Below are 25564 nucleotides of genomic sequence, written 5' to 3'. Positions count from 1 at the left end.
ATCATCCGTTGTTGAAGAAAGACGCATGGTGGTCAACTCTTGTGACATCGTGATGACTGGGCGGTCCGCGGCCGGACAACAGGCGCTTAAGCAATAGGTTATGCAATAAGCTATGCGCATGTACGGAACGGCCAGCTTGCGCATTTTTTTTCTGGTGCTGCTGGGCCTGGTGCTGCGGGCAGGCCACACGCAGGACTTTGGCCGCCTTTACGGCGACAGCGTCACCATCACGCTGGCCGAACCGCTGCAGTGGGTGGCGGTGCCCAAAGGCACGGTCGCCTCGCCGGAGGCCTTCACCGCCGCCGGACCCTGGGGCTTGCAGCCCTACACCGACAGCACGGTCCTGCCCACCTCTGACGGGCAGGACGTCTGGGCCACCTTCTCGCTGCCGGCCACCGAAACCCTGCAAACCTGGTTCATCCGCCTGCCGGGCCAGGCGCTCGTCAGGGCCAGCCTTTTTTCGCGCGGGCCCCGGGGCGACTGGCTCGTGCAGGCGGCCGGCGAGGCCATCGCACCGGCCGACTGGTCACTACGCACCCGCGTGCCGAGCTTTGAATTGCAGACCCGCACTGACCGCGTCCAGACCTACTACCTGCGCTTCGAGAACAACCGGGCCCTGACGGGCCGGCCCATGCTGCTGTCTCCCATCGAGTACGTCGACGGCGCCTCCCGCGTGGGCGTGGTGATTGGACTGATGTGGGGCATGTTCAGCGTGCTGGCCATGCTGAGCCTGGCCGCGTTCTCCATGGCCCGCAACCGGGTGTTTTTGTGGTTTGGTGCGGTGGTGGTGACGCTGATGTTCACGCAGCTGGTGCTGATCGGCTACGGTGGCTGGCGCATCTGGCCAGGCAGCGCGCACCTCAACCAGGTGATGGGCTGGGTCTCGTCCGCGCTGAGCATGGCCGCCGGGGCCTGGTTCTGCGCCCAGGCCAGCTACGCCCGGAGCAGCCATCCGCGCATCTACCGGCTGCTGGCCACCGTCGCAGCGGGCAGCCTGCTCATGGCCAGCCTGGTGGCCATCGATCGGGACTTCATCGCGCGCGACCTTCGCAACTTGTGGCTGGCGCTGGCCACGCTGGCGGTCCTGGGCAGCCTGGTATGGATGTCCCTGCGCGGACAGGCGTGGAACCTCCTGCTCCTGCTGGGCACGGCACCGATCGCGCTGGCAGCACTGGCGCGGCTTTCCTACAACGCGGGCTGGGTGCGGAACATCGAGGCGGCCCAGGCGGCCGGCGTGCTGTCGGCCATGGTCGGACTGCTCTGGATCTTCCTGGTGCTGGCCTGGCGCAGCCGGGCAGCGCTGTTTTCCAACCAACGCGGCGCTGCCCTCGCAACCTATGACCCGGCCAGCGGACTGATGCTGCCCCGGGTCATCGAACCCAGGCTTGAGCAAATGCTGCTGCGCGCAGGTCGCAAGCGCTCGGAATGCGGCCTGCTGATGCTGAGCTGGCTGGATCAGGCCCCCAGCCCCGACGAGCTGAGCGACCACAAGCGCAGCACCGCGCTGTCGCGCATTGGCGAAATCCTGCGCCGGGCCGCGCGTGACATGGACACGGTGGTTCGTTGCGACGAGAACCTCTTTCTGATGCTCGTCGAAGGCCCGGTCAACCGCGAGGCCGTCTCCGAGGTCGCCACCAAGATCCTGGCGGACTGCATACGCCTGTCGCAAAAACTGGACGATCCCAAGGCGTTCAACCTGCACATCGCCATCTGGCATGACACGCCTCGCAAACACACCAACCAGCAAGTCCTGGGAAGCCTGAAAACCTGCCTGCGCCGGATGGCGTCAGGGCCGAAGCGCTACGTTCAGTTTGTCGATTCCGCGGGTGGGCCTGCGAGCATTCCGCCGGAGGACAGCACCAGCCGCGAAGACCTGATGGCCAAAATCAATGCGATCGAATCATCCCATCCGGCACTGAACGACCAGCAGCGTTCCCGTCTTCACGGCGCGGGCAGCGGCAAGGCGGTTTTGTAGCGCACCTGCTTGAGCGCAAAGCTCGAGCGTATTTTTTCAATGCCCGGAATCGGCGTGAGCTGCTCAAGGATGAATTTTTCGAGCGCCGCGATGTCGGCCACGGCCACCCGGATCAGGTAGTCGCTGTCGCCCGTCATGAGGTAACACTCCATCACCTCGTCATGCTCGGCAATGCGCCGCTCGAACTCGGCGAGCGAGTCCTTGTTTTGCGAGCGCAGGCTGATGGAAATGAACACACTCAAGCCCAGCCCCAGCGCCGCGGCACTGGCGATCGCCACGTAACGGTCGATCACCCTGGCCGCCTCCAGCGCCTTGACCCGGGCCAGGCAGGGCGATGGGCTCAAATGCACGCGCCTGGCCAGCTCCACATTGGACAGCGCGCCATCGCGCTGCAACTCGTCGAGTATCCGTAAATCCAGTGCATCCAGCTTCATGGCTTTTCAAATCAACAATTTGAAGCATTTTATGCCGTCAAACAGATCTCTGGCGACGTATTTTGACAGCTCATGTGGTGCCAACCGGCCTATATTGGAGGGCATGAATGCACCCGTCCCCCTTCACGCCCTGCAGCAGCCTGCCATGCCCGTACCCGACACCGATCCCCAGGAAACCGCCGAGTGGCGCGAAGCCTTCATGGCACTGGCAGCAACGCAAGGCCCGTCCCGGGCGCGTTACCTGCTCGATGAACTGGCGCGGCTGGCGCGCGAGCAACGCGTGGGCTGGAAGCCGGAACTCGCCACACCCTACGTCAACACCGTGGGCGTCAACGAGCAGCCGGTCTTTCCGGGCGATCTGGCCATGGAAGAACGGCTGGCCTCGCTGATGCGCTGGAACGCGCTGGCCATGGTGGTGCGCGCCAACCAGGCCGAGTCGGGCGGCTCGGCCGAGCTCGGCGGCCACATTGCCAGTTACGCGAGCGCGGCCGACCTGTTTGAAACCGGCTTCAACCATTTCTTTCATGCCCGCGAGGGGCTGGGTCAAGGCCAGCACCGCGGCGACCTGGTGTTTTTCCAGCCACACAGTGCGCCCGGCGTCTATGCCCGCGCCTACCTCGAAGGCCGGCTGAGCGAGAAGGACCTGGGTTTTTACCGGCAGGAACTCTCGGCGGCGACGCAAGGCGCACAGGGACTGTCAAGTTACCCGCACCCTTACCTGATGCCCGACTTCTGGCAGTTCCCGACCGGCTCCATGGGTATAGGCCCGATCAGCTCGATCTACCACGCGCGTTTCATGCATTACCTCACGCACCGCCGCCTGCTCGACTGCGCGGGCCGCAAGGTCTGGGGCGTGTTCGGTGACGGCGAGATGGACGAGCCCGAGTCCATGAGCGCGCTGACCCTGGCCGCACGCGAAGGCCTGGACAACCTGGTCTGGGTCGTCAACTGCAACCTGCAGCGCCTGGACGGCCCGGTGCGCGGCAACGGCCGCATCATCGACGAGCTTGAGAAGCTGTTTTCCGGCGCCGGCTGGAACGTCATCAAGCTGGTCTGGGGCAGCGACTGGGACGGCCTGTTCGCACGTGACCTGACCGGCGCACTGACCCAGGCCTTTGCGCACACCGTCGACGGCCAGATGCAGACTTTCGCCGCCAAGGACGGGCGCTTCAACCGCGACAACTTCTTCGGCCAGAACGAGGAGCTCGCCCGGCTGGCGCAGGGCATGACCGACGAGCAGATCGACCGGCTCAAACGCGGCGGCCACGACCTGGTGAAAATCCATGCCGCCTATGCCGCCGCCGCGAACCACACCGGCCAGCCGACGGTGATCCTGGCGCACACCAAAAAAGGTTATGGCATGGGCAGCGCCGGCCAGGGCAAGATGACCACGCATTCGCAGAAGAAGTTCGACGAAAACGATCTGCTCGAATTCCGCAACCGCTTCAACCTGCCGCTCAGCGACGAACAGGCCAGGCAGTTGACGTTTTACAAGCCGGCCGCAGACAGCCCGGAAATGCAGTACCTGCACGCCCGGCGCGCCGCGCTGGGCGGTTATCTGCCCAAACGCGAAACCAGCGTCAACACCGTCACTGTCCCCACCCTGACCGTGTACGCGAACTTTGCGCTGGCCGCCGACGGCAAGGAGATGAGCACCACCATGGCCTTTGTGCGCATGCTGGGCGGTCTGCTCAAGGACCAGGCGCTGGGGCCACGCATCGTGCCCATCGTCGCCGACGAGGCGCGCACCTTCGGCATGGCCAACCTGTTCAAGCAGGTCGGCATTTATTCGAGCGTCGGCCAGAAGTACGCGCCCGAGGACATCGGCTCGGTGCTCAGCTACCGCGAAGCCCTCGACGGCCAGATCCTCGAGGAAGGCATCAGCGAAGCCGGCGCGCTGGCCAGCTGGACAGCTGCCGCCACCAGCTACAGCGTGCACGGGCTGGCGATGCTGCCCTTCTACATCTACTACTCGATGTTCGGCTTCCAGCGCGTGGGCGACCAGATCTGGGCCGCCGCCGACCAGCGTGCCCGCGGCTTTTTGCTGGGCGCCACCTCGGGCCGCACCACGCTGGGCGGCGAAGGTCTGCAGCACCAGGACGGCTCCAGCCACCTGGTGGCCGCGACCATTCCCAACTGCAAGGCCTACGATCCGGCCTTTGCCTGCGAACTCGCTGTCATCATCGACCAGGGCATGCGCGAAATGATGGTGGAGCAGCAGGATGTTTTTTACTACGTCACGCTGATGAACGAGAACTACGCCCAGCCCGACCTGCGGCCGGACGCCGAGTCCGGCATTGTTCGCGGATGCTATAAATTCAATAGCTACTCGCGCAAACCAGACAAGGGCCAGAACCCCAAAAAGCTTGAAAAAGTGACGCTGCTGGGCTCCGGTGCGATTTTGACCGAGGTGATCAAGGCGGCGCAGCAGCTGGCGGAGCAAGGCATGGACGTGACGGTGTACAGCGTGACCAGCTGGAGCGAACTCGCACGTGACGGCGCGGCCTGCCAGCAGCGCGCGCTGGCCGGCGAATCCATACCGGAGGCCTTCATCGCGCAACAACTCAAGGACAGCGAAGGCCCCATCATCGCCGCCACCGACTATGTGCGCGCCGTGCCCGAAAGCATCCGCGCCTTCCTGCCGGCCGGCCGCAGCTACCTGACGCTGGGCACCGACGGTTTCGGCCGCAGCGACACGCGTGCGGCACTGCGCAGCTTTTTCGGGGTCGATGCGTCAAGCATCGTCCAGGCGGCGTTGCACCAGTTGAAGGCGGGCTGAAAAAACGCCAAACCGATTCAGGGCTGGCTCTGCAGCCAGGCCTTCACCGCCTGGGGGTACAGCTGGTGCTCCTGCACCAGCACGCGCGCGGCCAGTGTGTCCGCCGTGTCGTCCGGCAGCACCGGCACGACCGCCTGCGCCAGGATGGGGCCATGGTCCAGCTCCGCGGTGACCTGGTGCACCGTGCAGCCGGCGTCCAGACAGCCCGCATCGATGGCGCGCTGGTGCGTGTTCAGGCCGGTGAAAGCCGGCAGCAATGACGGGTGGATGTTGACCAGCCGTCCCGCGTAGTGCCTGACAAACCCGGGCGTGAGGATGCGCATGAACCCGGCCAGCACCACCAGCGCGGGCTGGTGGGCGTCGATCAGTTCCATCAGCGCCGCATCAAAGGCTTCGCGCGTGGCAAACGCCTGGTGGCTCAGGACCTGCGTGGCCACGCCCAGCGACTGCGCGAGCTGCAGCCCGGCCGCGTCGGGCCGGTTGCTGATCACCGCGGCCACACGGGCACCAAACTGCTGCTGCCAGTGCTGCGCCTGCGCGGCCCGGACGATGGCCACCATGTTCGAGCCGCTGCCCGAGATCAGGATCACGATGTTTTTGGGCTGGCGTGGCATCAGGTTTGGCATGGGTACAGGGATTATCGCGATCACGAGCGCGGCTGCGGCGGCCTGGCCAGGGCAAACAGCGCCAGCGTCACCACGCCCATGCCGACCAGCAGCCAGAGCAGCCCGGTGTAGCCGCCCAGCCCCAGCAAGGCCCAGGCAGTCAGGAAAGGCGCCGCCGCGCGGGTGCACAGCGCAATGCCCGACATCGCGCCGCTGATGCGCCCCACATGTTCGCGGCCATAGAAGTCCGGCACGATGTTGCTGCGCACGATGGTGATCAGGCCGTTGGCCACCCCAAACAGCACGGCAAAGCCCACCAGCACCAGGGGCTGGCGGCCCAGCACAAACACCATCAGGGCCAGCGGAAACAGCGCCAGCACCATGAGCCCGAGGCTGCGGTGGCTCAGCGGCCGCCCCAGCCACAAAAAGGCAAAACGCCCGGCCACCTGCGCCGGTCCGAACCAGACCATGACAGCCACCGCCTCGGTCTGCGACAGCCCGCGCGACTCGAACGCCGGCATCAGGTGCGCCCACACGGTGGACAGCGCAAAGGCGTACAGCGTGAAGGTGGCGGTCAGCAGCCAGAAGGTGCGGCCCTGCATGGCTTGGCGCAGCGTGGCCTGGTCCTGCGCCACTTCCACTGGAGCGCCGCCGGGCATGGCGGGGCGTTTCCAGGGGCCGCGCAGCACCCAGGCATGCAGCGGCGCCACCAGCAGCAGCACGCCGGCCATCACCAGCAGCGCGGGCCGCCAGCCCAGCGTGAGCAGCAGCCAGGCCACCGCGGGAAAGGACAGCGTGCTGGCAAATCCCCCGACCAGCGTGATGGTGGTGATGCCCTGGCGGTAGCGGTCAGGGAAACGTTTGGTGATCTCGCTGAAGGCAGGCTCATACAGCGTCATCGCCATCGCCAGTCCGAGCAGCGCCCATGCCGCATACAGCAGCGGCAGGCTGTAGGCCTGCGACCAAAGTGCACAGCCGGCGGCACCGAGCAGCGCCCCGCCGGTCAGCACGGCGCGTCCGCGGCCGCGGTCAATCGCCGCGCCGACCGCATAGGTCGCCAGGCCCCAGACCATCAGGCCCAGCGTGAACGCCCCCATGATGTCGGGCTGGCTCCAGCCCATGTCGCGCTGCATGGGCAACACGAAGGACGAAAAGCCGTAATACATGATGGCCCAGACAAGAATCTGGCCGACACTGAGGGCGCTGATGATGGTGCGGTAGGAAGGCAAAGTGGGGTGATTATCCGGGGCGCGACGACACGCTGGTCCGCGCCCGATTCTGCTAGGCGGAATCGCTCGCTATTTGTCCCAACTGGGACATAAAATTCCGAACGACCGTGCTAAAAATGCAGCAGTAACTCGAACCCGACGGAGACACGCATCTTATGGATCTAGCTTTCACCCCCGAAGAACAGACATTCCGCGAAGACATTCGCGCCTGGGTTCATGCCAACCTGCCCGCCGACATTTCGCACAAGGTGCACAACGCCCTGCGACTGAGCCGCGACGACATGCAGCGCTGGGCCAAAATCCTCGGCAAAAAAGGCTGGCTCGGCCATGGCTGGCCCAAGGAATTTGGCGGCCCGGGCTGGAACGCGGTGCAAAAACACCTGTTCGAGGAAGAATGCGCACTCGCCGGTGCACCCCGCGTCGTGCCTTTTGGCCCGGTGATGGTGGCGCCGGTGATCATGGCTTTCGGCAGCCCCGAACAGCAAAAACGCTTTCTGCCCGGTATTGCCAGCGGTGAAGTCTGGTGGAGCCAGGGTTACAGCGAACCGGGTTCGGGCTCGGACCTGGCTTCGGTCAAATGCCGCGCCGAACGTGTTGGCGACAAATACATCGTCAACGGCCAGAAAACCTGGACCACACTGGGCCAGTACGGCGAGTGGATTTTCTGCCTGGTGCGCACCAGCACCGAGGGCAAGCCGCAAACCGGCATTTCCTTTCTGCTGATCGACATGAAGTCGCCCGGTGTCACCGTGCGGCCCATCGTGCTGCTCGACGGTGAGGCCGAGGTCAACGAGGTCTGGTTCGACAACGTCGAAGTCCCGGCCGGGAACCTGATCGGCGAAGAAAACAAGGGCTGGACTTACGCCAAACACCTGCTCAGCCACGAGCGCACCAACATTGCCGACGTGAACCGCGCCAAGCGCGAACTAGAACGCCTCAAACGCATCGCCAAGGCCGAGGGCGTTTATGACGACCTGCGCTTCCGCGACGAAATCGCCAAAATGGAAGTGGATGTGGTGGCCCTCGAAATGCTGGTGCTGCGCGTGCTCTCCGCCGAAAAGTCCGGCAAGAACTCGCTGGACATCGCCGGCCTGCTGAAGATCCGCGGCAGCGAGATCCAGCAGCGCTACACCGAACTCATGATGCTGGCCGCCGGCCCCTTCAGCCTGCCCTTCATCGAGGAAGCCATGGAAGCCGGCTGGCAAGGCGACTTCCCCGGCGGCATTCCCGCCGACGCGCCGCTGGCATCGACCTATTTCAATATGCGCAAGACCACGATTTACGGCGGGTCCAATGAGGTCCAACGCAACATCGTGTCGCAGTTCGTTCTGGGCTAGCAAGGTTTCATAAATCCATTTTTCGGGCGAATTGCTTCGTTGCGCGGTGCTCGCAATCCTCATGTACCCAAGTACATTCCGGTTGCTGCGCTCCGGACGCCTCGCACTTCATCCCGAAAAGCTGAATTTCTGGACCCTTGCCAAATACTTTTAGGAGACATCATGGATTTCGATTTCACCGACGACCAGGAACAACTGCGCGATGCCGTGGGCAAGTGGGTCGCCAAGGCTTACGACTTCGAGCGCCGCCGCGGCATTGCCAAGGCCGGCGGTTTCTCGCGCGAGGCTTACGGCCAGCTGGCCGAACTCGGCCTGACCGGCCTCTACATTCCCGAGGACGACGGCGGACTCGGCATGGGCCCGGTCGAAGGCATGGTCGTGATGGAGGAACTCGGTCGCGGCATCGTGCTCGAGCCGCTGGCCCAGGCCCTGATCGCCGGCGCCGTGTTGTCCGCCTATGCCCCACAAGCCGTCAAAGCCGCTTGGCTGCCGAAAATTGCCGGCGGCGAAGCGCTGGTGGTGCTCGCGTCGCAGGAGCGTGCCGCCCGCTACCAACTCGATGTGTGTGAAGCAAAAGCGACTGCAGCCGGCGCCGGATGGGCGCTGACAGCTACCAAAAACATAGTGCCTGCCGGTGACCAGGCTGATGCCTTCATCGTCCCGGCGCAGGCCAACGGCAAGATCGCCCTGTTCCTGGTCGAGCGCACGGCCAAGGGCGTCACCACCCGCGGCTACGGCACGCAGGACGGCGGCCGCGCGGCCGACGTGCTGCTCAAGGACGCGCCGGCCACACTGATCACGCTGGACGGCCTGGCCGCGCTGGAGCATGCCACCGACATCGGCATCGCCGCCACCTGCGCCGAAGCCGTCGGCGTGATGGACAAGACCCTGGCCATCACCGTCGAGTACATGAACACGCGCAAACAGTTCGGCGTGGTGATCAGCAGCTTCCAGGCGCTGCGCCACCGCGTGGCCGACATGAAGATGCAGCTGGAGCTGGCCCGCTCCATGAGTTATTACGCCTCGCTCAAGCTCAACGCGCCGGCCGCAGAACGCCGCGCCGCCATGGCCCGTGCCAAGTACCAGCTCGGCGTCTCCATGCGTTTTGTCGGCCAGCAGGCGGTGCAGCTGCATGGCGGCATCGGCGTGACCGACGAATACATCGTCAGCCACTATTTCAAGCGGCTGACCCAGATGGAAATGAGTTTTGGCGACACCCTGCATCACCTGGGTGAAGTGTCGTCGCGCATGCAGGACACCGCGGGCGTGTTTGCCTAAAGATGTGGCCCCCACGGTCGCTCACTGCGTGTAGCTCCCTGCCCCCCGAGGGGGCCGCTGCGCCTGCGGACTGGCAAAGCCAGATCCGCGGCCCCTGCTTGTATTGAGAAACTGAGCTCTGCCGCTTAGTCACTAGCCCCTTTAAAACCGTTGGGAGACAAATACATGATGTTGCACCGCCGCCTTCTTCTCGTGCTTGCTGCCACCGGCCTGGTGCTGGCGGGTTGTGCCACGACGCCCACATCCGGGGAACACCCGCCCATCGTGTTTGTGCACGGCAACGGTGACAGCGCTTCCATCTGGCAAAGCACGGTCTGGCGCTTCGAGTCCAACGGCTGGCCACGCGAACGCCTGCATGCCATCGACCTGCCCTACCCGCTGGCGCGCGACGACGACGGCAAGGCCCAGCCAGGACGCACCTCGACCGCGGAACACATGGCTTACCTGAAATCGGAAGTCGACAAAGTGCTGCAGGCCACGGGCGCACGCCAAGTGGTGCTGGTCGGCAACTCGCGCGGTGGTTATGCGATTCGCAACTACATCCAGAACGGCGGCGGCAGCAGCCGCGTGAGCCACGCCATCCTGGGCGGCGCGCCCAACCGCGGCGTCTGGGCCATCAAGGGTTTCCGCGAAGCGAACGAGTTTTCCGGCACCGGGCCTTTCCTGACCGCACTCAACGCCCCGAAAAACGGCGCCGGCGACGAAGTCACCGGGCCGGTCAAGTGGCTGACCCTGCGCTCTGACAACAACGACAAGTTCGCCCAGCCCGACGGCGTGTGGATAGGATCCAAAGGCACACCGACCAACGTGACCTTCGAGGGCCCGGCCCTCAAGGGTGCGACCAATCTCGTGCTGCCGCGCGTCGACCACCGCGAGACCTCGTTTTCGCCAGCGGCGTTCGAGGCGACCTACCGCTTCATCACCGGCCGGGCGCCGCAGTCGACGGCCATCCAGCCCAACACACCGCTGGTGCTGAACGGCAAGATCACCGGCCTGGGCCTGCGGCCCACCGACCCGGCCTCGGGCAACTATTCGAACAACCTGCCACTGCCCGGCGCACAACTCGCGGTGTACGCCACTGACGCCGCCACCGGTGCACGCTTGGGCAACGCCGTGCACAGCAAGACGGTGGGTGCCGACGGCCTCTGGGGGCCCTTCAGCGCACAAGCCGGCACACCCTACGAGTTTGTGATCACCGCGCCGGGTTATGCGACCACCCACATCTACCGCAGCCCCTTCCCGCGCTCCAGCAACCTCATCCACCTGCGCGCCGACCGCCCGGCCGACGCCGACAAAAGCGCCAAGTCCAGCATCACGCTGACGCGGCCACGCGGCTACTTCGACGCGATGCGGGACAAGATGTCGTTCGACGGCAAGGCCCTGCCGGGCGTGCCGCCTGCCGGTGCAGGCGTGTCGAGTACCAAGATCAACCTGAGCCAGGACGGCATTCGCCCGATTTCAGCCGAATTCAACGGCGAAAAAATCACCGGCCGGACTTGGCCGGCCGCAGACAACCACCTCGTGGTGCTGGAGCTGACCTATTGATGCTGGTGGGATGTTGCGCTCTTGCGGGCACCCTGGAGGCGCGCATGCCGGTCAAGGATGCGCCCGGCATCGGCTCAGATGCCTTGTGTGGTCACCATCCCGGCCGACACGGCCACGATTTCGCCCTCGACGAACGGCTGCCAGTGTGCTGCGCTGAGCGGCACGCTGGCGATCAGTGTCACGGCCTGAAAGCCAGGCACAACCGACACGCCCTGGGTATGGAGGGACTGGTCTGCCATACTGCATTGTTGCGACAAGCGGAACAAACCAGGCGGCGCAATGCGGCCGCTCGCGCGTTGTATGCGTCTATGGCCATGGGCAAACAGGACCTCACCATCCGCATAGAGAAAGTTGGCCGGCCCCAATTGGCGAAAATCAGCGACGAATTCAGCGACCACTCCCAGTCGCCCCTGGATTGATGGCGGCGTAGTCGTGCGGCCCCACAAACCATGCATGCGTTCCAGCAAGGCGCAAAAAGCGTGTTCGGAGTCTGTATCCCCAACCGGATGGTAGCGGTCGAACGCCAGGCCTTGCGATCGCGCGATACCCGGCAGATGTCCGTTATGGGCGAACACATGTATTCGCCCGGCCAGTTCGCGCACAAAGGGCTGGGTGTTTGAAAAGGCAACCGCTCCGAGGGTGGCACGTCGGATGTGCGAGATCGCAAGTGTGGTACTTGGCCCCTGCTGTTCCAGCAAACGCACCAGTGAGTGAGCTGTCACTGGCCGCGATCGACTCCCGAAACTGCGCCACATCGTTGCCCTGGTAAAAATGCGGCGCCCCAACCATCGCGCGTGCCGCTTGTCGGGCCGCTGCGACTGGCCAATGCCTCCAGCGAAAAGGTCAAATGCGCCGCGTGGCGCATCGACATGGCGAGGAGTTCACACATGTCGGAGACTGCCGGAGCGCCGGGACCAGTGCAAGACGGCCCGGGACATCGCCAGCGAGGCCTGACGGCGCCTCACCTGGCAGGCGCAGCCGGCATCCGGTCCATCATCATTTCCATCATGGACTGCATCATCTCCATGCGCTTTTCCATCATCTGCTGGCGCGCGCCCATGTCGCCAGTCATGCCCGGCATGCCTTTCATGTCGCCCATACCCGCGCCGCTCATGCCGCCCATCATCTTCATGCAGTCCTGCATGGTTTTCATGTGTTCGGCCATCAGCTTGTTGCGCTCTTCCGGGGTCTTGGCGTTCATCATTTTTCCGTGCATGTCGCGCATGGTCTTCATCTGCGCATTCATTTTGGCCATCTGGTCGGGCGTGGCCATGCTGCTGGCCGCCGCGGTACCTATGGGCATGGACGGGGCGGTGTTGCACGCGATCAATGTGCTGGCGGCAAAAAGTGCGCCAGCGAGTGGAATGAATCGAGAATTCGTCATGACAAACTCCTGTTGGATGGGGCTAACTGTGAAAAATGTGGGAGGGGAGGGAAGGCGTCCTGCGGTAACGGTCCATTGGCGGACCCTGCCGCCAGCGCAAACACCCGCGCCACTGGCATCACCATGAGAGTGTTACCTCTAGCGCAGGGATGAGAGCAAAAAAGCATGGGCCAGGGTCTTCGTATCAATCGGCTTGAATGTAGGGGCCAGCCCGAAACCCGCATTGGCCTGGATCAATTGAAGTGCAGGCAAGCACGCTCAAGGCCCAAGGCGCGCGTCGGTCATGACCTGAATGGCTGGAGCGGGCCAAAACGCCATGCCAGAAAGAAGATGGCAACCGGCGGCAGTACTAACGTCCATGTTCATGGAGTTCTTAGGTGGCGAGTAGTCACTTCGCCTCGTCAACCATCTGGATAGTCTTTTCCTCAACCTCTTTGGCGACTTCAACCAAGGCTGCATCCTGGGATAACGCCGAAAGCATTTGCACTGGCTTGATCAAACCGATCTTCGTCGTGCCTTTCTCCGTGAACACCGAGATGCGACACGGTAAGGCCATGTTCAGGCGCATATCGGTGGCCAAAACTTTGGCAGCTTGAGCCGGATTGCAGACTTCAAAAACCTTGCACTCCTCATCAAATGCAATGTCCTTGGCGCGAAGTGTGGCCCCCAAGTCGTGAACATGCAATACCCCGAAGCCCAGGCGTTTAACGGCTGAGTCCAGGTCTGTTGACGCTTGGGTGAATGATTTTTCAGTTTCAACGATGTAATACATGAGTCACCTCGATTTTTGTGACGGACAAACAATGCCTTGGCTCAGCGGAGACGTTTCGGCGCGTCAGCCGAGCCAGCTGTCCGGCTTGGGACTTGGCTCCCAGACCTTTCACCTGCAACCGTGCCCGCCATTCAAGACGCCTCGCGGTGCTCCGCAGACTTCCTGACTCCGATCACTTGTTCTTTTGCTTGACGACCCACACCACCAGAGCGACAACCACGACAACAAGCAAGATCGGCATCCATATCCCGCCGTATCCGCCGTATCCGCCCATCCAGTCGCCGCCCCACGTGCCACCCATCATATTTCCGCTCTGCGCGAAAGAGACGCCGGGGGCCAACAGAGGCACCATACCAACAGCCATGGCAAGTAAACTTTTCATGAATTTTCCTTGTTGAAACGAAGAAACTATCGGACTACGCCGGCAAAGGGCGCTTGAGACCGAAAGGCCAGCATGCGGCCGCGCGAATCCGGGCAATGTAGTCCGAACTCCTCAAGCACCGTCAGACGATATATCCGCTATAGCCGTGTAAGGCACAGGACAAAACAGCTTCGGAATCCGTACCGTCGAAATCAATCGGCTCTGACATATTGCCGACGTTTGTGCAGCAGCGCACACAGCCCTGCTTCAACGGTCGACTTCATAAGGGCGAAGCCACCGTCGCCGCCGCAGAGCGATCCCGACCCGGCTTGCCGGCGCTGTCACGAAAGATTTGTAGCGCGGGAACACCGAGTCGGGTCAAAGTCCCGAACAACGGCTGTGGTTGTGTGCTGCCAACAGACGGCGGTTTCCCAGTGGCGCAAGTCTCGCCCGACTAGCGCCGGCTCACGCCAGCAGGCGTGAGGTCTTGGGCACATGCGCCATCAGGAACTCCATCTGGTCGGCCAGAATGCGGCGGTTGCGCAAAATGAAGTCTTCCCACAGGCTGGGAACATAAGGCGTGTACAGCAGCGGCATGTTGGCCTGCTCGGGGGTGCGGCTGCTCTTGCGGTGGTTGCAGGCGCGGCAGGCCGTGACCACGTTCATCCAGGTGTCCACACCATTCTGGGCAAACGGAATGATGTGCTCCCGGGTCAGGTCTTCTTCAAAAAAATGGTCACCGCAATAAGCACAGACATTGCGGTCGCGCGCAAACAGCTTGCCGTTGGTCAGCCCCGGCTTGAGGTTGAAGGGGTTGATGTTGGGCACACCCTTGGTACCAATGATGCTGTTGACGGTGATGATGGACTGGTTACCGGTGATCGCGTTATGGCCCCCGTGAAACGTGGCCACCTGCGCACCCATCTCCCAGCGCACTTCATCGGATGCGTAGTGCAACACGGCTTGTTCGAGGCTGATCCACGATTGCGGCAACCCCTGGGCTGAGAGCTTCAAGACCTTCAAACGAACCTCCAACATTTAAAAAAACGCTTGGAAACCGGACTCAAACTGTCTGAGCCCTCAATATACAGGCAATTCATGACAAAGCCCGGTCACAAGCCCTGTTTGGCCTTTCAGCCCGCATCAGATCGGCCCGAGCTGCTATTAAAACGATAATTGCGCCATGAAAATTTTCCGCGGCTACCAACATCCGGCACTGGCGCCCCAATGCGCGCTGACCATTGGCAACTTCGATGGCGTGCATCGCGGCCACCAGGCCATGCTGGCGCTGCTGAAAAATGAGGCGCAGCACCGCGGCGTGCCCAGCTGCGTGATGAGTTTTGAGCCCCATCCGCGCGACTACTTCGCCGCCGTGGCGCGCAAGCCCGAGCTGGCGCCGGCGCGTATTGCCACGCTGCGCGACAAACTGACCGAACTCGCACGTTGCGGCATCGACCAGTGTGTGGTGTTGCCCTTCAACGCGCGGCTGGCGGCCCAGCCGGCCCAGTCCTTCATCGAAGACGTGCTGGTCAAAGGCTTGGGCGTGCGTTACGTGCTGGTGGGCGACGACTTCCGCTTTGGCGCCAAACGCGCCGGCGACTACGCCATGCTCGACGCCGCCGGTGAGCAGCTGGGTTTTGACGTGGCCCGCATGAACAGTTATGAAGTGAGCAATACGCGCGTGTCGAGTTCGGCCGTGCGTGAAGCCCTGGCCCAGGGGCAAATGACACGGGTGGCGAGCCTGCTGGGCCGGCCTTACAGCATTTCCGGCCATGTGGTGCATGGCCGCAAGCTCGGGCGCGACCTGGGCTTTCGCACGCTGAACCTGCGCTTTTCCCACTGGAAACCGGCTGCCAGCGGGATTTTTGCGGTCCAGGTGTTCGGCCTGTCGGACCAGCCCCTGCCCGGTGTGGCCAACCTGGGCATCCGGCCCTCGCTGGACCCCGCCGACGTCAATGGCGGACGCGTGCTGCTGGAGACCCATTGCCTGGCCTGGCCCGCCGGCTTGGGACCGGAGGAGGCATACGGTAAAATCATCCGGGTGGAACTGCTACACAAACTGCACGACGAACTGAAATACGACGGTCTGGACAGCCTCAAGGCGGGGATTACCAGGGACTGCGACGATGCGCGGGCGTTTTTTGCCGAGGCCGCGAAGTCATTTTCAGCCTCCATGCACACGGAAACCAGCCGCCAGACCACGCGCGACCGAATTTAGACGATCTCGTCGCCTCTGGCCCCGCCCCTCCCTCCGGGCGAACGGCTTTCTTCCCGACCCGTATTCCGGCGGCTTGGCCTCATCAAGCCGCTTCAACAAAAGCATCCCATGTCCGACAACAAAACCGATTACCGCAGCACCCTGAACCTGCCCGACACGCCTTTCCCCATGCGCGGCGACCTGCCCAAACGCGAAGCCGGCTGGGTCAAGGAATGGGACGACAAGGGCATCTACAAAAAGCTGCGCGATGTGCGCGCCGGCAAGCCGAAGTTTGTGCTGCACGACGGCCCGCCCTATGCCAACGGCCAGATCCACATCGGCCACGCCGCCAACAAGATTCTCAAGGACATGATCGTCAAGGCGCGTCAGCTCAAGGGGCTGGACGCCGTGTATGTGCCCGGCTGGGACTGCCACGGCCTGCCGATCGAAAACGCCATCGAAAAACTTCATGGCCGCAATCTTTCAAGAGACGACGTGCAGGCCAAGAGCCGCGCCTTTGCCACCGAGCAGATCGCACAGCAGAAAGAGGACTTCAAACGCCTGGGCGTGCTCGGTGAATGGGCCAACCCCTACCTGACCATGAACCCCGGCAATGAAGCCGACGAGATCCGCGCGCTCAAACGCATCATGGAACGCGGTTTTGTCTACCGCGGCCTCAAGCCGGTGTACTGGTGTTTTGACTGCGGCTCCTCGCTGGCCGAGTTCGAGATCGAATACGCGGACAAAAAATCGCAGACCCTGGACGTCGGTTTCCAGTGCGACCAGCCCGACCAGCTGGCCGCCGCTTTCGGCCTGAAAAGCCTGGCGAAAGACGCTTTTGCCGTGATCTGGACCACCACCGCGTGGACCATCCCGGCCAACCAGGCGCTGAACCTGAACCCCGACCTGGACTACGCGCTGGTCGATACCGAGCGCGGCATCCTGCTGCTGGCCGCTTCGCTGGTGGACAAGTGCATGGAGCGTTACCAGCTCACCGGCACGGTGCTGGCCACCACCGCCGGCAAACACCTGGCGCTGATCAATTTCAAACATCCGCTGTACGACGTGAAAGACAGCAACGGAGACCACGGCTACCGGCGCCTGAGCCCGGTCTTCCTGGCCGACTACGCGACTGCCGACGACGGCACCGGCATCGTGCACTCCTCGCCTGCCTATGGCGTGGAAGACTTCAACTCCTGCGTGGCCAACGGCATCGCCTACGACGACATCCTGAACCCGGTGCAGGGCAACGGCCGTTATGTCGATGAGCTGCCGCTGTTCGGCGGGCTGAACATCTGGAAAGCCGCGCCGCTGGTGATCGAGGCCCTGCGCGAGGCCGGCCGCCTGTTTGCGACGCATGACATCGTGCACAGCTACCCGCATTGCTGGCGCCACAAGACGCCGGTGATCTACCGGGCCGCGGCCCAGTGGTTCATCCGCATGGACGAGGGCGAAGGCGTGTTCACCAAGGACAAGGCGCCGCGCACCCTGCGCCAACTCGCGCTGGATGCGATCGAGGAAACCAGCTTCTACCCGGAAAACGGCAAAACCCGCCTGCGTGACATGATTGCCGGCCGGCCCGACTGGTGCATCAGCCGCCAGCGCAACTGGGGCGTGCCCCTGCCGTTTTTCATCCACACCGCCACCGGCGAGCTGCATCCGCGCACCATGGAAATCATGGAACAGGCCGCCGCCATGGTGGAGGCCGGCGGCATCGAGGCCTGGAGCAAGGCCAGCGCCGCGTCCATCATCGGCGCAGATGGCGAACATGGGGCCCCCAACTACATCAAGAGCACCGACATCCTCGACGTCTGGTTCGACTCGGGCACCACGCATTTCCACGTGCTCAGGCGCAGCCATGCCGACCAGTCCGCCTGGCCGGCCGACCTGTACCTCGAAGGCCACGACCAGCACCGCGGCTGGTTCCACTCGTCGCTGCTCACCTCGTGCGCGATGTACGACCACGCGCCTTACAAGGGCCTGCTGACACACGGCTTCACGGTGGACGGCAAGGGCCGCAAGATGAGCAAGAGCGAAGGCAACGTGGTGGCACCGCAGGAAGTGTCGGGCAAGCTGGGCGCCGAAATCATCCGCCTGTGGTGCGCCTCGACCGACTACTCGGGCGACCTGGCCATCGACGACAAGATCCTCGCGCGTGTGGTGGACGCCTACCGACGCATCCGCAACACGCTGCGTTTTCTGCTGGCCAACGTCAGCGACTTCGATCCGGCCAAAGACGCCGTGCCGTTGGAGCAGATGCTGGAAATCGACCGTTACGCACTGAGCCGCGCGGCGCAGCTGCAGGCCGACATCCTGGTGCACTACGAGGTGTACGAGTTCCACCCGGTGGTCTCCAAACTGCAGATCTACTGCAGCGAGGACCTGGGTTCCTTCTACCTCGACATCCTGAAAGACAGGCTGTACACCACGGCGCCGAAGTCGCTGGCCAGGCGCAGCGCGCAGACCGCGCTGCACCAGATCACCCATGCGATGCTGCGCTGGATGGCGCCTTTCCTGAGCTTCACGGCAGAAGAAGCCTGGCAGGTGTTCGGCAGTTCGGAGTCCATCTTCATGGAAACCTATGCCGACCTGGCCGCGCCCGATGAGGCCCTGCTGGCCAAATGGACACGCATCCGCGAACTGCGTGATGCGGTCAACAAGGACATCGAGGCCCTGCGCGCCGACGGCAAGGTCGGCTCGTCGCTGCAGGCCAAAGTGACGCTGGAAGTCACGGCCGACGACCACGCATTGCTGGCCAGCCTCGGTGATGACCTGAAGTTCGCCTTCATCACCTCCGCTATTGATTTAATAGCTGGAGGCGCACAAACCATCAGGACCGAAGCCAGTTCCGCCGTCAAATGCGAACGCTGCTGGCATTACCGCGACGACGTGGGCCACGACGCTGCGCACCCGACGATTTGCGGGCGCTGCACCAGCAATCTCTACGGCGCGGGTGAAGACAGGAAATTTGCATGATGACACTCCCCCACACTCACTACGTTCGTTGCCCCCTGAGGGGGCGCTCAATGCCCTTCGGGCGGCCGGGCGGGCATTGATATGGCCACGACCACCTTCCGCACCACCTCCACCAGCTTGCTGCCCTGGCTGGGCCTGGCGCTGATCCTGCTGATTGCCGACCAGTTCACCAAGGTGCTGATCCTGGGCTACTACCAGCTCGGCGACGCGACCTATGTCACCAGCTTTTTCAACGTGGTGCGGGTGCACAACACCGGCGCTGCGTTCTCCTTCCTGGCCTCCGCGTCGGGCTGGCAACGCTGGTTCTTCACGGCCATCGGCATCGGGGCGGCGCTGTTCATCCTGTGGATGCTCAAGTCGCACGCGGGGCAAAAGCTGTTTTCCTTTGCACTGGCCTGTATTCTGGGTGGCGCGGTCGGCAATGTGATTGACCGCACGCTGCATGGCTATGTGGTCGACTTTCTGGACTTCCACTACGCCGGCTGGCACTTCCCGGCCTTCAACGTGGCCGACAGCGCCATCACCGTCGGGGCCATCTGCCTGGTGCTGGACGAACTGCTGCGCGTCCGGAAGGCGAAATAAGCGCTTCCTGCGCCTGCGCACCACCTGCCTGCAACTGGCAGCGTGGTGAAAAATGCACGACACCCGCCGCAAAGCGCCAGTCCTTCGCACACCGGCGTTATAGTGGTCCTCCACACTTATGAAGCATTTGTTGAATTTGCTGGCAGCCATCGCGCTGCTGGTCTGGGGCACCCACCTGGTTCGGACCGGCATCCTGCGCGTGTTCGGGGCCAACTTGCGCCACGTGCTGTCGCGCAGCGCAGGCAACCGATTCACCGCCGCCCTGTCGGGTCTCGGCGTGACCGCGTTGGTGCAGTCCAGCACCGCCACCTCGCTGATCGTTTCCTCCTTTGTCGGCCAGGGGCTGATCGCGCTGCCGCTGGCGCTGGCCGTGATGCTGGGCGCCGACATCGGCACCAGCCTGATGGCCGTGGTGTTCTCGTTTGACCTGTCGTGGCTTTCGCCCCTGCTCATCTTCACCGGCGTGGTGCTGTTCATCTCGCGCCAGACCACCAATGTCGGACGCTTCGGCCGCATCCTGATCGGCCTGGGGCTGATGCTGCTGGCGCTGCGCCTGGTGACGGACTCGACCGCGGTGCTGACCTCGAACGCCGCCGTCAAGGCCCTGCTGGGCACGCTCAGCAGCGACCTGCTGCTGGAGATCACGGTCGGTGCGGTGCTGGCCGTGGTGTCCTACTCCAGCCTGGCCATCGTGCTGCTGACGGCCACCCTGGCGGCCTCGGGCGTGATTCCGCTGGACGTGGCGCTGGGGCTGGTGCTGGGGGCCAACCTCGGCAGCGGCCTGCTGGCGGTGTTGACCACGGCCCGCTCCACCATCGAAGTGCGGCAGGTGCCGCTGGGCAACTTCCTTTTCAAGCTGCTCGGTGTCGCCGCGGCCGTGCCCTTTGTCGGCCTGTGGCTGCGCCATGTGCGGCCCTTTCTTGGCGAGGCGGCCACCACGGTGGTGCTGTTTCACCTGATGTTCAACGTGCTGGTCGGCCTGGTGTTCATCACATCGACGCAGGTGGTGGCGCGCTGGGTTGAAAAACTCCTGCCGCGTCCGGTCAAGGGCGGTGCCGCCGGTGGCCGGCCGCACCACCTGGATCCGACGGCGCTGTCCACGCCGTCGCTGGCCATCTCGTGCGCCGCCCGCGAAGCGCTGCACCAGGCCGACGTGGTGGAAAGCATGCTGATCGGCATGCTGGAAGTCATGCGCCACAACGACCTGCGGCTGGCCGAAGACCTGCGCAAGATGGACGACACGGTGGACGAACTGTATTCGGCCATCAAGTACTACCTGACCAAGATCTCGCGCGAGGCCCTGGGCGAGGAGGAAAGCCGGCGCTGGACCGACATCATCAGCTTCACCATCAACATGGAGCAGATCGGCGACATCATCGAACGCGTGCTGATCGACATCGAGGACAAGAAGATCAAGCCGGGCCGCAACTTCTCGGAAGCCGGCATGGCCGAGATCTGCGAGCTGCACCAGCGACTACTCGACAACCTGCGCCTGGGCATGAGCGTGTTCCTGAACGGCAATGTGCGCGATGCAAAAAAACTGCTGGAAGAAAAAGCGCGTTTTCGCGACCTGGAGCGCGCCTACGCCACCACCCACCTGGGCCGCCTGTCCGACCGCACCATGCAGAGCATGGAAACCAGTTCGCTGCACATCGATTTGATCAGCGACTTGAAACGCATCAACTCGCACATCTGCTCGATCGCCTACCCCATCCTCGACTCCGCCGGCGCCCTGGTGCCCAACCGCCTGCGCCAAAGCGCCTTCAGTGATTCAATCTCCCGCTGACCGGCAGGATATGCAGCGATGAACCCCGACGCCGACCAGCTCTGGCGCGCACCGCGCTGGGCACTGGCGGTGCTGCTGGCCCTGCTGGGCATGCTCGGGCCGTTTTCCATCGACACCTACATCCCGGCGTTTTCGGGCATTGCGCGCTCGCTGGGCGCCACGCCGGTCGAGATGCAGCAGACGCTGTCGGCCTACCTGTTCGGCTTTGCCTTCATGAACCTGTTCCACGGCGCGCTGGCCGACAGCTTCGGCCGCCGACCGGTCGTGCTGTGGGGCATTGCGATGTTCACCGTAGCCTCGGCCGGTTGTGCGCTGTCGCAAAGCATCGAGCAGCTGGTGTTTTTCCGGGCGCTGCAGGGCCTGTCCACCGGCGCCGGCATCGTGGTCTCGCGTGCCGTGATCCGCGACATGTTCCCGCCGGTGCAGGCGCAGAAGGTGATGAGCCAGGTGACGATTTATTTCGGCGTGGCGCCGGCGATTGCGCCCATCATCGGCGGCTGGTTGTTTGTGCACCTGAACTGGCATGCGATTTTCTGGTTCCTCACCGGCATCGGCGTGCTGCTCTGGACCGCCAACTACAAGCTGCTGCCCGAGACGCTGCACATCACGCAGCGCCAGCCCTTCAATGTGAAACACCTGATGCGCGGCTACTGGCAGCTGGGTTCGAGCGCGCGTTTTTTCCTGCTGGCGCTGGCCAGCGGCGTGCCCTTCAACGGCATGTTTCTGTACGTGCTGTCAGCGCCTGAATTCTTGGGTTCGCACCTGGGCCTGGCGCCGACGGAGTTTTTCTGGTTCTTCGTGTTGACGATTGCCGGCATCATGGCCGGCGCCTGGCTCAGCGGCCGCCTGGCCGGCAAGATTGCGCCCAAGCAGCAGATCCGTCACGGCTTTGTGATCATGCTGGTGATTGCGGTGCTCAACCTGGCGGCCAACCTGCTGTTCAAGGCCCATGTCTCCTGGGCGCTGTTTCCGATTGCGGTGTTTGCCTTTGGCTGGGCCCTGATGGTGCCGGTGGTGACGCTGCTGGTGCTCGACCTCTACCCCGAACGGCGCGGCATGGCCTCGTCGCTGCAGGCCTTTATCGGCTCGACCGCCAACGGCATTGTGGCCGGCGTGATCGCGCCGCTGATCATGCACTCCACCGTGGCGCTGGCGGCCGTGTCGCTGCTGATGATGGGCATCGGCCTGCTGGCCTGGCTGTACCTGCACCACCGCTGGCCGGAGATCGGCCGAATTTAAAGCCCCCACGCTCCGCCGCTGAGCGGGTCGCTGCCCCCCAAGGGGGCGCTGCGCCTGCGGGCCGGCAAAGCCGGACCCGCGGCCCCTGCTTGAAGGACAGCCACAGGCGCCTCCCAGCTCCGTTAGTCCTGAGCTTGTCGATTCGCTTACTGCGCGGATGAGCTGCCTGAGCGCAGGTCCAGCAAAGCTGCCTGAATCAGCGCGGCCTCACTGGTGAATTCGTTGGCGTGCATCCTGTCCAGCATCTCGCCGGCATCCATCAGCACGAAGCGTTCGACCTCGCCGTCCTGGTTCACCGGCACCTGCCCGTCCGGCACGGTGCAGTGGTACCAGTCGATGTGTTCGACCACGTAGCCGGCGCCGCGGCCGTCGTCGCAGGGACGGCGGATGTCGACATGGCCGCCGCGAACCATGCTCTGCAGCTGGTCCAGATGCAGGCCGGCCTCCTCCCAGGTCTCGCGCACCAGTGCCGTCGCCAGCGTGTCCTCGGCGGACACCATGCCACCCATCAAGGTGTCCCAGAGGCCGGGATCGTTGGGTTTGTCGAGGGCGCGCTGCTGCACCCAGAAACGGCCGTCCACGGTTTGCCCCACCAGATGCACGGCCTGGGTGGCGATGCCCAGCGGCCGGACCGCCGCGCGCTCCACCGTACCGAGGCGAACCCCCTGCTGATCGTTCACCGCGAGCTGCTCTCCGCGCCAGGCGCCAGCGAGGTCGGCCGCGTGCAGGGCGGCAGCCACGCGATTCAGGCCGGCCGTCACATCGCCCAGCAGGTGCCAGCCCGGCAGCCCATCGCGCTCTTCTTTTAATAGCTGCTTGCGTCCGTCCGGCAAGGGCTGGAGGTCGATTTGATGTAAAAAATCAGGCTCAACCGATCCGATCAGCGAGGCACCGGACCACAGCGGCACGCGCGGGCGCAAGGGCGGCTGAGCGGCGGCGGCGCGCTGGGCACGCAGCCAGCTCAGGTCAAAAGCCCGCGGGTTCCCCACCTTCGGTCACAGGGTCAGGATGGTGCAGCCGGTGGTCTTGCGCGCTTCCAGGGAAATATGCGCCTGTTGCACCTGGGCCAGCGGGAAGCGCTGGTCGATCTGGATGTTCACCTTGCCGCTGCTGACCATGGCAAACAGCTGGTCGGCCATGTCCTGCGTGCTTTCGCGCGTGGCAATGTGGGTGAACAGCGTGGGGCGCGACACATAAAGCGAGCCCTTGGCGGCCAGCAGGCCGATGTCCAGCGGCTCGACCTTGCCCGAGGCGTTGCCGAAATTGGCCAGCAGGCCAAACGGACGCAGGCAGTCGAGCGACTTGAGGAAGGTGTCCTTGCCGACCGAGTCGTACACCACCTTCACGCCCTGCCCACCGGTGATCTCCTTGACGCGGGCGACAAAATCCTCTTTCGCGTAATTGATGACAAAGGCCGCGCCCTGCGCTTTGGCCAGAGCACACTTGTCGTCCGACCCGGCCGTGCCTATGAGTTGCAGGCCCATGGCCCTGGCCCACTGGCAGGCGATCAGGCCGACACCGCCGGCCGCGGCGTGAAACAGCACAAAATCGCCGGCCTGCAAGCCGCCCTGCGGCTGGGTACGGTTCAGCAGGTACTGCACCGTCAGGCCCTTGAGCATCATGGCCGCGCCGGTCTCGAACGAAATGTCGTCGGGCAGCTTGCAGACACACTTGGCGGGCATCACGCGCAGCTCGCAATAACTGCCGGGGGGCTGGCTCGCATACGCCGCGCGGTCGCCGGCCTTCAGGTGCGTGACGCCCTCGCCGACGGCCTCGACCACGCCCGAGGCTTCCATGCCCAGCTGCAGCGGCATGGGCAGCTTGTACAGGCCGGCGCGCTGGTAGACGTCGATGTAGTTCAGGCCCACCGCCTTGTGACGGATGCGGATCTCGCCGGGCCCGGGTTCGCCGACAGTCACCTCCACCAGCTTGAGTTCTTCAGGTCCGCCGTTCCGGTCAATCTGGACGGCGAGTGAGGTGGTCTGGGCCATGGTGGTTTTCCTTGAATACGATGAAAGGGATGCGAAAAGAAGAATGCGGCCTGCATCCTGCCACGAATCACCAGGATGCGCTCGCCGCGGACGCGGCCGGCCCGGGCACCGGGCGGGTGTTCAGGCTTTCCTCAGCAATCCCGCCGCGTGCTGGGTACAGTCGCCGCATGACACCCGGCCTGAACCCTCGCACCGCCCTGCTGCTGATCATCCCGCCGCTGCTCTGGGCCGGCAATGCCGTGGTCGGGCGGCTGGTCAACCAGCTCGTGCCGCCGATCACGCTGAACTTCCTGCGCTGGGCGCTGGCGTTTGTGATCCTGCTGCCGCTGGCCGGCTGGGTGCTGCGCCGCCGCAGCGGCCTGTGGGCCCATTGGCGGCGTTTTGCGCTGCTGGGCCTGCTGGGCGTGGGCGCCTACAACGCGCTGCAGTACCTGGCGCTGCAGACATCGACCCCGCTCAATGTGACGCTGGTCGCGGCCAGCACGCCGGTGTGGATGCTGGGCATAGGCTGGCTGTGTTTTTCCCAGAAGGTGTCGCGGCGGCAGATCATGGGGGCGCTCCTGTCGATCGCCGGCGTGCTGGTGGTCCTGTCGCGCGGCCAGTGGTCCCTGCTGGCCCAGGTGCGGCTGGTGCCCGGCGACCTGTATGTGCTGCTGGCCACCATGGCCTGGGCGTTTTACAGCTGGCTGCTGGCCAAACCCGCGGAGCCGCCAGAGATACGCAACGACTGGGCGGCGTTCCTGATGGCGCAAATGATTTTCGGGCTGGGCTGGTCCGGCCTGTTCGCGGCCAGCGAGTGGGCCCTGACCGATGCCCACATCCGCTGGGGCTGGCCGCTGGCCGCCGCCCTGCTGTATGTCGCCCTCGGCCCGGCCATCCTGGCCTACCGCTGCTGGGGCGTGGGTGTGCAGCGCGCCGGTCCTGCGGTGGCGGGATTTTTCGCCAACCTCACGCCACTGTTTGCGGCCCTGATGTCGGCCGCCTTCCTGGGCGAGCTGCCGCACCTGTACCACGGGCTGGCTTTCGCGCTGATCGTGGGCGGGATTGTGGTGTCGGCGCGGAGATAAGGCGCAGGTTGACCCCCGATCTGACGC

22 protein-coding genes are annotated in these 25564 nt (G+C 64.1%); 11 read left to right on the top strand and 11 right to left on the bottom strand.

Features of this window, described 5'->3' with window-relative positions:
- The first annotated feature begins 136 nt into the window (after window positions 1-136).
- Window positions 137-1975 (top strand): 7TM diverse intracellular signaling domain-containing protein, encoded by a 1839-nt coding sequence (locus B7G52_RS09075; RefSeq protein ID WP_170954723.1) that lies wholly within the window; start codon window positions 137-139, stop codon window positions 1973-1975.
- Here B7G52_RS09075 and B7G52_RS09070 read toward each other — a convergent pair.
- Window positions 1942-2409 carry an Lrp/AsnC family transcriptional regulator gene (locus tag B7G52_RS09070; RefSeq protein ID WP_096697283.1) on the bottom strand — a complete coding sequence of 156 codons (468 nt, stop codon included), beginning with the start codon at window positions 2407-2409 and terminating at the stop codon, window positions 1942-1944. The two genes, B7G52_RS09075 and B7G52_RS09070, sit on opposite strands and share 34 nt — an antisense overlap.
- Window positions 2410-2512: 103 nt before the next feature.
- On the opposite strand from B7G52_RS09070, the gene mdeB reads away from it, so the two are divergent.
- Entirely contained in the window at window positions 2513-5188 is a 2676-nt protein-coding gene (mdeB, locus tag B7G52_RS09065; protein ID WP_096697282.1) for an alpha-ketoglutarate dehydrogenase, read from the top strand.
- Between the two features lie 17 nt (window positions 5189-5205).
- On the opposite strand, the gene purN is transcribed toward mdeB, so the two are convergent.
- Entirely contained in the window at window positions 5206-5814 is a 609-nt protein-coding gene (purN, locus tag B7G52_RS09060) for a phosphoribosylglycinamide formyltransferase (protein ID WP_240523375.1), read from the bottom strand.
- Between the two features lie 20 nt (window positions 5815-5834).
- The gene (locus B7G52_RS09055; protein ID WP_096697280.1) at window positions 5835-7022 is read right to left on the bottom strand and encodes an MFS transporter; all 1188 of its coding nucleotides are present in this window, start codon (window positions 7020-7022) and stop codon (window positions 5835-5837) included.
- 155 nt (window positions 7023-7177) lie between these two features.
- Between B7G52_RS09055 and B7G52_RS09050 the strand changes: the two genes are divergently transcribed.
- From B7G52_RS09050 to B7G52_RS09035, 3 genes are all read left to right on the top strand, one after another.
- The gene (locus B7G52_RS09050; protein WP_096697279.1) at window positions 7178-8359 is read left to right on the top strand and encodes an acyl-CoA dehydrogenase family protein; all 1182 of its coding nucleotides are present in this window, start codon (window positions 7178-7180) and stop codon (window positions 8357-8359) included.
- Between the two features lie 162 nt (window positions 8360-8521).
- Window positions 8522-9637, top strand: a complete 1116-nt coding sequence (locus B7G52_RS09045; protein WP_096697278.1) for an acyl-CoA dehydrogenase family protein — start codon at window positions 8522-8524, stop codon at window positions 9635-9637.
- 168 nt (window positions 9638-9805) lie between these two features.
- On the top strand, window positions 9806-11182 hold the full coding sequence (locus B7G52_RS09035; RefSeq protein ID WP_170954726.1) for an alpha/beta fold hydrolase: 1377 nt from the start codon (window positions 9806-9808) through the stop codon (window positions 11180-11182).
- A gap of 74 nt (window positions 11183-11256) precedes the next feature.
- On the opposite strand, the gene B7G52_RS09030 is transcribed toward B7G52_RS09035, so the two are convergent.
- The 6 genes from B7G52_RS09030 to B7G52_RS09010 all read right to left on the bottom strand — a co-directional run bounded on the left by B7G52_RS09030 (window position 11257) and on the right by B7G52_RS09010 (window position 14722).
- On the bottom strand, window positions 11257-11886 hold the full coding sequence (locus B7G52_RS09030) for a class II glutamine amidotransferase (RefSeq protein ID WP_256387723.1): 630 nt from the start codon (window positions 11884-11886) through the stop codon (window positions 11257-11259).
- Window positions 11887-11900: 14 nt separating this feature from the next.
- A complete protein-coding gene (locus B7G52_RS24330) occupies window positions 11901-12047 on the bottom strand; it encodes a class II glutamine amidotransferase (RefSeq protein WP_256387724.1) in 147 nt (48 codons plus the stop codon).
- Between the two features lie 96 nt (window positions 12048-12143).
- Window positions 12144-12566: a hypothetical protein gene (locus B7G52_RS09025; RefSeq protein ID WP_096697276.1), complete on the bottom strand. Its 423-nt coding sequence runs from the start codon at window positions 12564-12566 to the stop codon at window positions 12144-12146.
- A 388-nt stretch (window positions 12567-12954) separates the two neighbouring features.
- Window positions 12955-13338 (bottom strand): DUF302 domain-containing protein, encoded by a 384-nt coding sequence (locus tag B7G52_RS09020; RefSeq protein ID WP_096697275.1) that lies wholly within the window; start codon window positions 13336-13338, stop codon window positions 12955-12957.
- A 172-nt stretch (window positions 13339-13510) separates the two neighbouring features.
- Window positions 13511-13720 (bottom strand): hypothetical protein, encoded by a 210-nt coding sequence (locus tag B7G52_RS09015; protein ID WP_141397417.1) that lies wholly within the window; start codon window positions 13718-13720, stop codon window positions 13511-13513.
- 444 nt (window positions 13721-14164) lie between these two features.
- Window positions 14165-14722, bottom strand: a complete 558-nt coding sequence (locus tag B7G52_RS09010; RefSeq protein ID WP_096697303.1) for an HNH endonuclease — start codon at window positions 14720-14722, stop codon at window positions 14165-14167.
- A gap of 160 nt (window positions 14723-14882) precedes the next feature.
- Here B7G52_RS09010 and B7G52_RS09005 point away from each other — a divergent pair, with 160 nt between their 5' ends.
- From B7G52_RS09005 to B7G52_RS08985, 5 genes are all read left to right on the top strand, one after another.
- A complete protein-coding gene (locus tag B7G52_RS09005; RefSeq protein ID WP_096697273.1) occupies window positions 14883-15917 on the top strand; it encodes a bifunctional riboflavin kinase/FAD synthetase in 1035 nt (344 codons plus the stop codon).
- A gap of 108 nt (window positions 15918-16025) precedes the next feature.
- The gene (gene ileS, locus B7G52_RS09000; protein ID WP_096697272.1) at window positions 16026-18872 is read left to right on the top strand and encodes an isoleucine--tRNA ligase; all 2847 of its coding nucleotides are present in this window, start codon (window positions 16026-16028) and stop codon (window positions 18870-18872) included.
- A gap of 81 nt (window positions 18873-18953) precedes the next feature.
- A complete protein-coding gene (lspA, locus tag B7G52_RS08995; protein ID WP_096697271.1) occupies window positions 18954-19454 on the top strand; it encodes a signal peptidase II in 501 nt (166 codons plus the stop codon).
- A gap of 118 nt (window positions 19455-19572) precedes the next feature.
- Window positions 19573-21240 carry a Na/Pi cotransporter family protein gene (locus B7G52_RS08990; RefSeq protein ID WP_096697270.1) on the top strand — a complete coding sequence of 556 codons (1668 nt, stop codon included), beginning with the start codon at window positions 19573-19575 and terminating at the stop codon, window positions 21238-21240.
- 18 nt (window positions 21241-21258) lie between these two features.
- Window positions 21259-22479: a multidrug effflux MFS transporter gene (locus B7G52_RS08985; RefSeq protein ID WP_096697269.1), complete on the top strand. Its 1221-nt coding sequence runs from the start codon at window positions 21259-21261 to the stop codon at window positions 22477-22479.
- Window positions 22480-22625: 146 nt separating this feature from the next.
- On the opposite strand, the gene B7G52_RS08980 is transcribed toward B7G52_RS08985, so the two are convergent.
- The gene (locus B7G52_RS08980; protein WP_096697268.1) at window positions 22626-23468 is read right to left on the bottom strand and encodes an NUDIX domain-containing protein; all 843 of its coding nucleotides are present in this window, start codon (window positions 23466-23468) and stop codon (window positions 22626-22628) included.
- A gap of 6 nt (window positions 23469-23474) precedes the next feature.
- The gene (locus B7G52_RS08975) at window positions 23475-24470 is read right to left on the bottom strand and encodes a quinone oxidoreductase (RefSeq protein WP_096697267.1); all 996 of its coding nucleotides are present in this window, start codon (window positions 24468-24470) and stop codon (window positions 23475-23477) included.
- 167 nt (window positions 24471-24637) lie between these two features.
- Between B7G52_RS08975 and B7G52_RS08970 the strand changes: the two genes are divergently transcribed.
- Window positions 24638-25537 carry a DMT family transporter gene (locus B7G52_RS08970; RefSeq protein WP_096697266.1) on the top strand — a complete coding sequence of 300 codons (900 nt, stop codon included), beginning with the start codon at window positions 24638-24640 and terminating at the stop codon, window positions 25535-25537.
- Window positions 25538-25564 lie beyond the last annotated feature (27 nt).

It is taken from the genome of Polaromonas sp. AER18D-145, assembly GCF_002379095.1.
Taxonomy (GTDB): domain Bacteria; phylum Pseudomonadota; class Gammaproteobacteria; order Burkholderiales; family Burkholderiaceae_C; genus Polaromonas.
The sequence above is the reverse complement of the archived record's forward strand: the minus strand, read 5'-3'. Positions and strand labels throughout refer to the sequence as shown.

Excerpts from the sequence above, each read along its gene's own strand:
- B7G52_RS09070 (WP_096697283.1), bottom strand. The coding sequence starts at position 2,409 with ATGAAGCTGGATGCACTGGATTTACGGATACTCGACGAGTTGCAGCGC.
- mdeB (WP_096697282.1), top strand. The coding sequence starts at position 2,513 with ATGAATGCACCCGTCCCCCTTCACGCCCTGCAGCAGCCTGCCATGCCC.
- purN (WP_240523375.1), bottom strand. The coding sequence starts at position 5,814 with ATGCCAAACCTGATGCCACGCCAGCCCAAAAACATCGTGATCCTGATC.
- B7G52_RS09050 (WP_096697279.1), top strand. The coding sequence starts at position 7,178 with ATGGATCTAGCTTTCACCCCCGAAGAACAGACATTCCGCGAAGACATT.
- B7G52_RS09045 (WP_096697278.1), top strand. The coding sequence starts at position 8,522 with ATGGATTTCGATTTCACCGACGACCAGGAACAACTGCGCGATGCCGTG.
- B7G52_RS09035 (WP_170954726.1), top strand. The coding sequence starts at position 9,806 with ATGTTGCACCGCCGCCTTCTTCTCGTGCTTGCTGCCACCGGCCTGGTG.
- B7G52_RS24330 (WP_256387724.1), bottom strand. The coding sequence starts at position 12,047 with ATGCGCCACGCGGCGCATTTGACCTTTTCGCTGGAGGCATTGGCCAGT.
- B7G52_RS09025 (WP_096697276.1), bottom strand. The coding sequence starts at position 12,566 with ATGACGAATTCTCGATTCATTCCACTCGCTGGCGCACTTTTTGCCGCC.
- B7G52_RS09020 (WP_096697275.1), bottom strand. The coding sequence starts at position 13,338 with ATGTATTACATCGTTGAAACTGAAAAATCATTCACCCAAGCGTCAACA.
- B7G52_RS09015 (WP_141397417.1), bottom strand. The coding sequence starts at position 13,720 with ATGAAAAGTTTACTTGCCATGGCTGTTGGTATGGTGCCTCTGTTGGCC.
- B7G52_RS09005 (WP_096697273.1), top strand. The coding sequence starts at position 14,883 with ATGAAAATTTTCCGCGGCTACCAACATCCGGCACTGGCGCCCCAATGC.
- ileS (WP_096697272.1), top strand. The coding sequence starts at position 16,026 with ATGTCCGACAACAAAACCGATTACCGCAGCACCCTGAACCTGCCCGAC.
- lspA (WP_096697271.1), top strand. The coding sequence starts at position 18,954 with ATGGCCACGACCACCTTCCGCACCACCTCCACCAGCTTGCTGCCCTGG.
- B7G52_RS08990 (WP_096697270.1), top strand. The coding sequence starts at position 19,573 with ATGAAGCATTTGTTGAATTTGCTGGCAGCCATCGCGCTGCTGGTCTGG.
- B7G52_RS08985 (WP_096697269.1), top strand. The coding sequence starts at position 21,259 with ATGAACCCCGACGCCGACCAGCTCTGGCGCGCACCGCGCTGGGCACTG.
- B7G52_RS08975 (WP_096697267.1), bottom strand. The coding sequence starts at position 24,470 with ATGGCCCAGACCACCTCACTCGCCGTCCAGATTGACCGGAACGGCGGA.
- B7G52_RS08970 (WP_096697266.1), top strand. The coding sequence starts at position 24,638 with ATGACACCCGGCCTGAACCCTCGCACCGCCCTGCTGCTGATCATCCCG.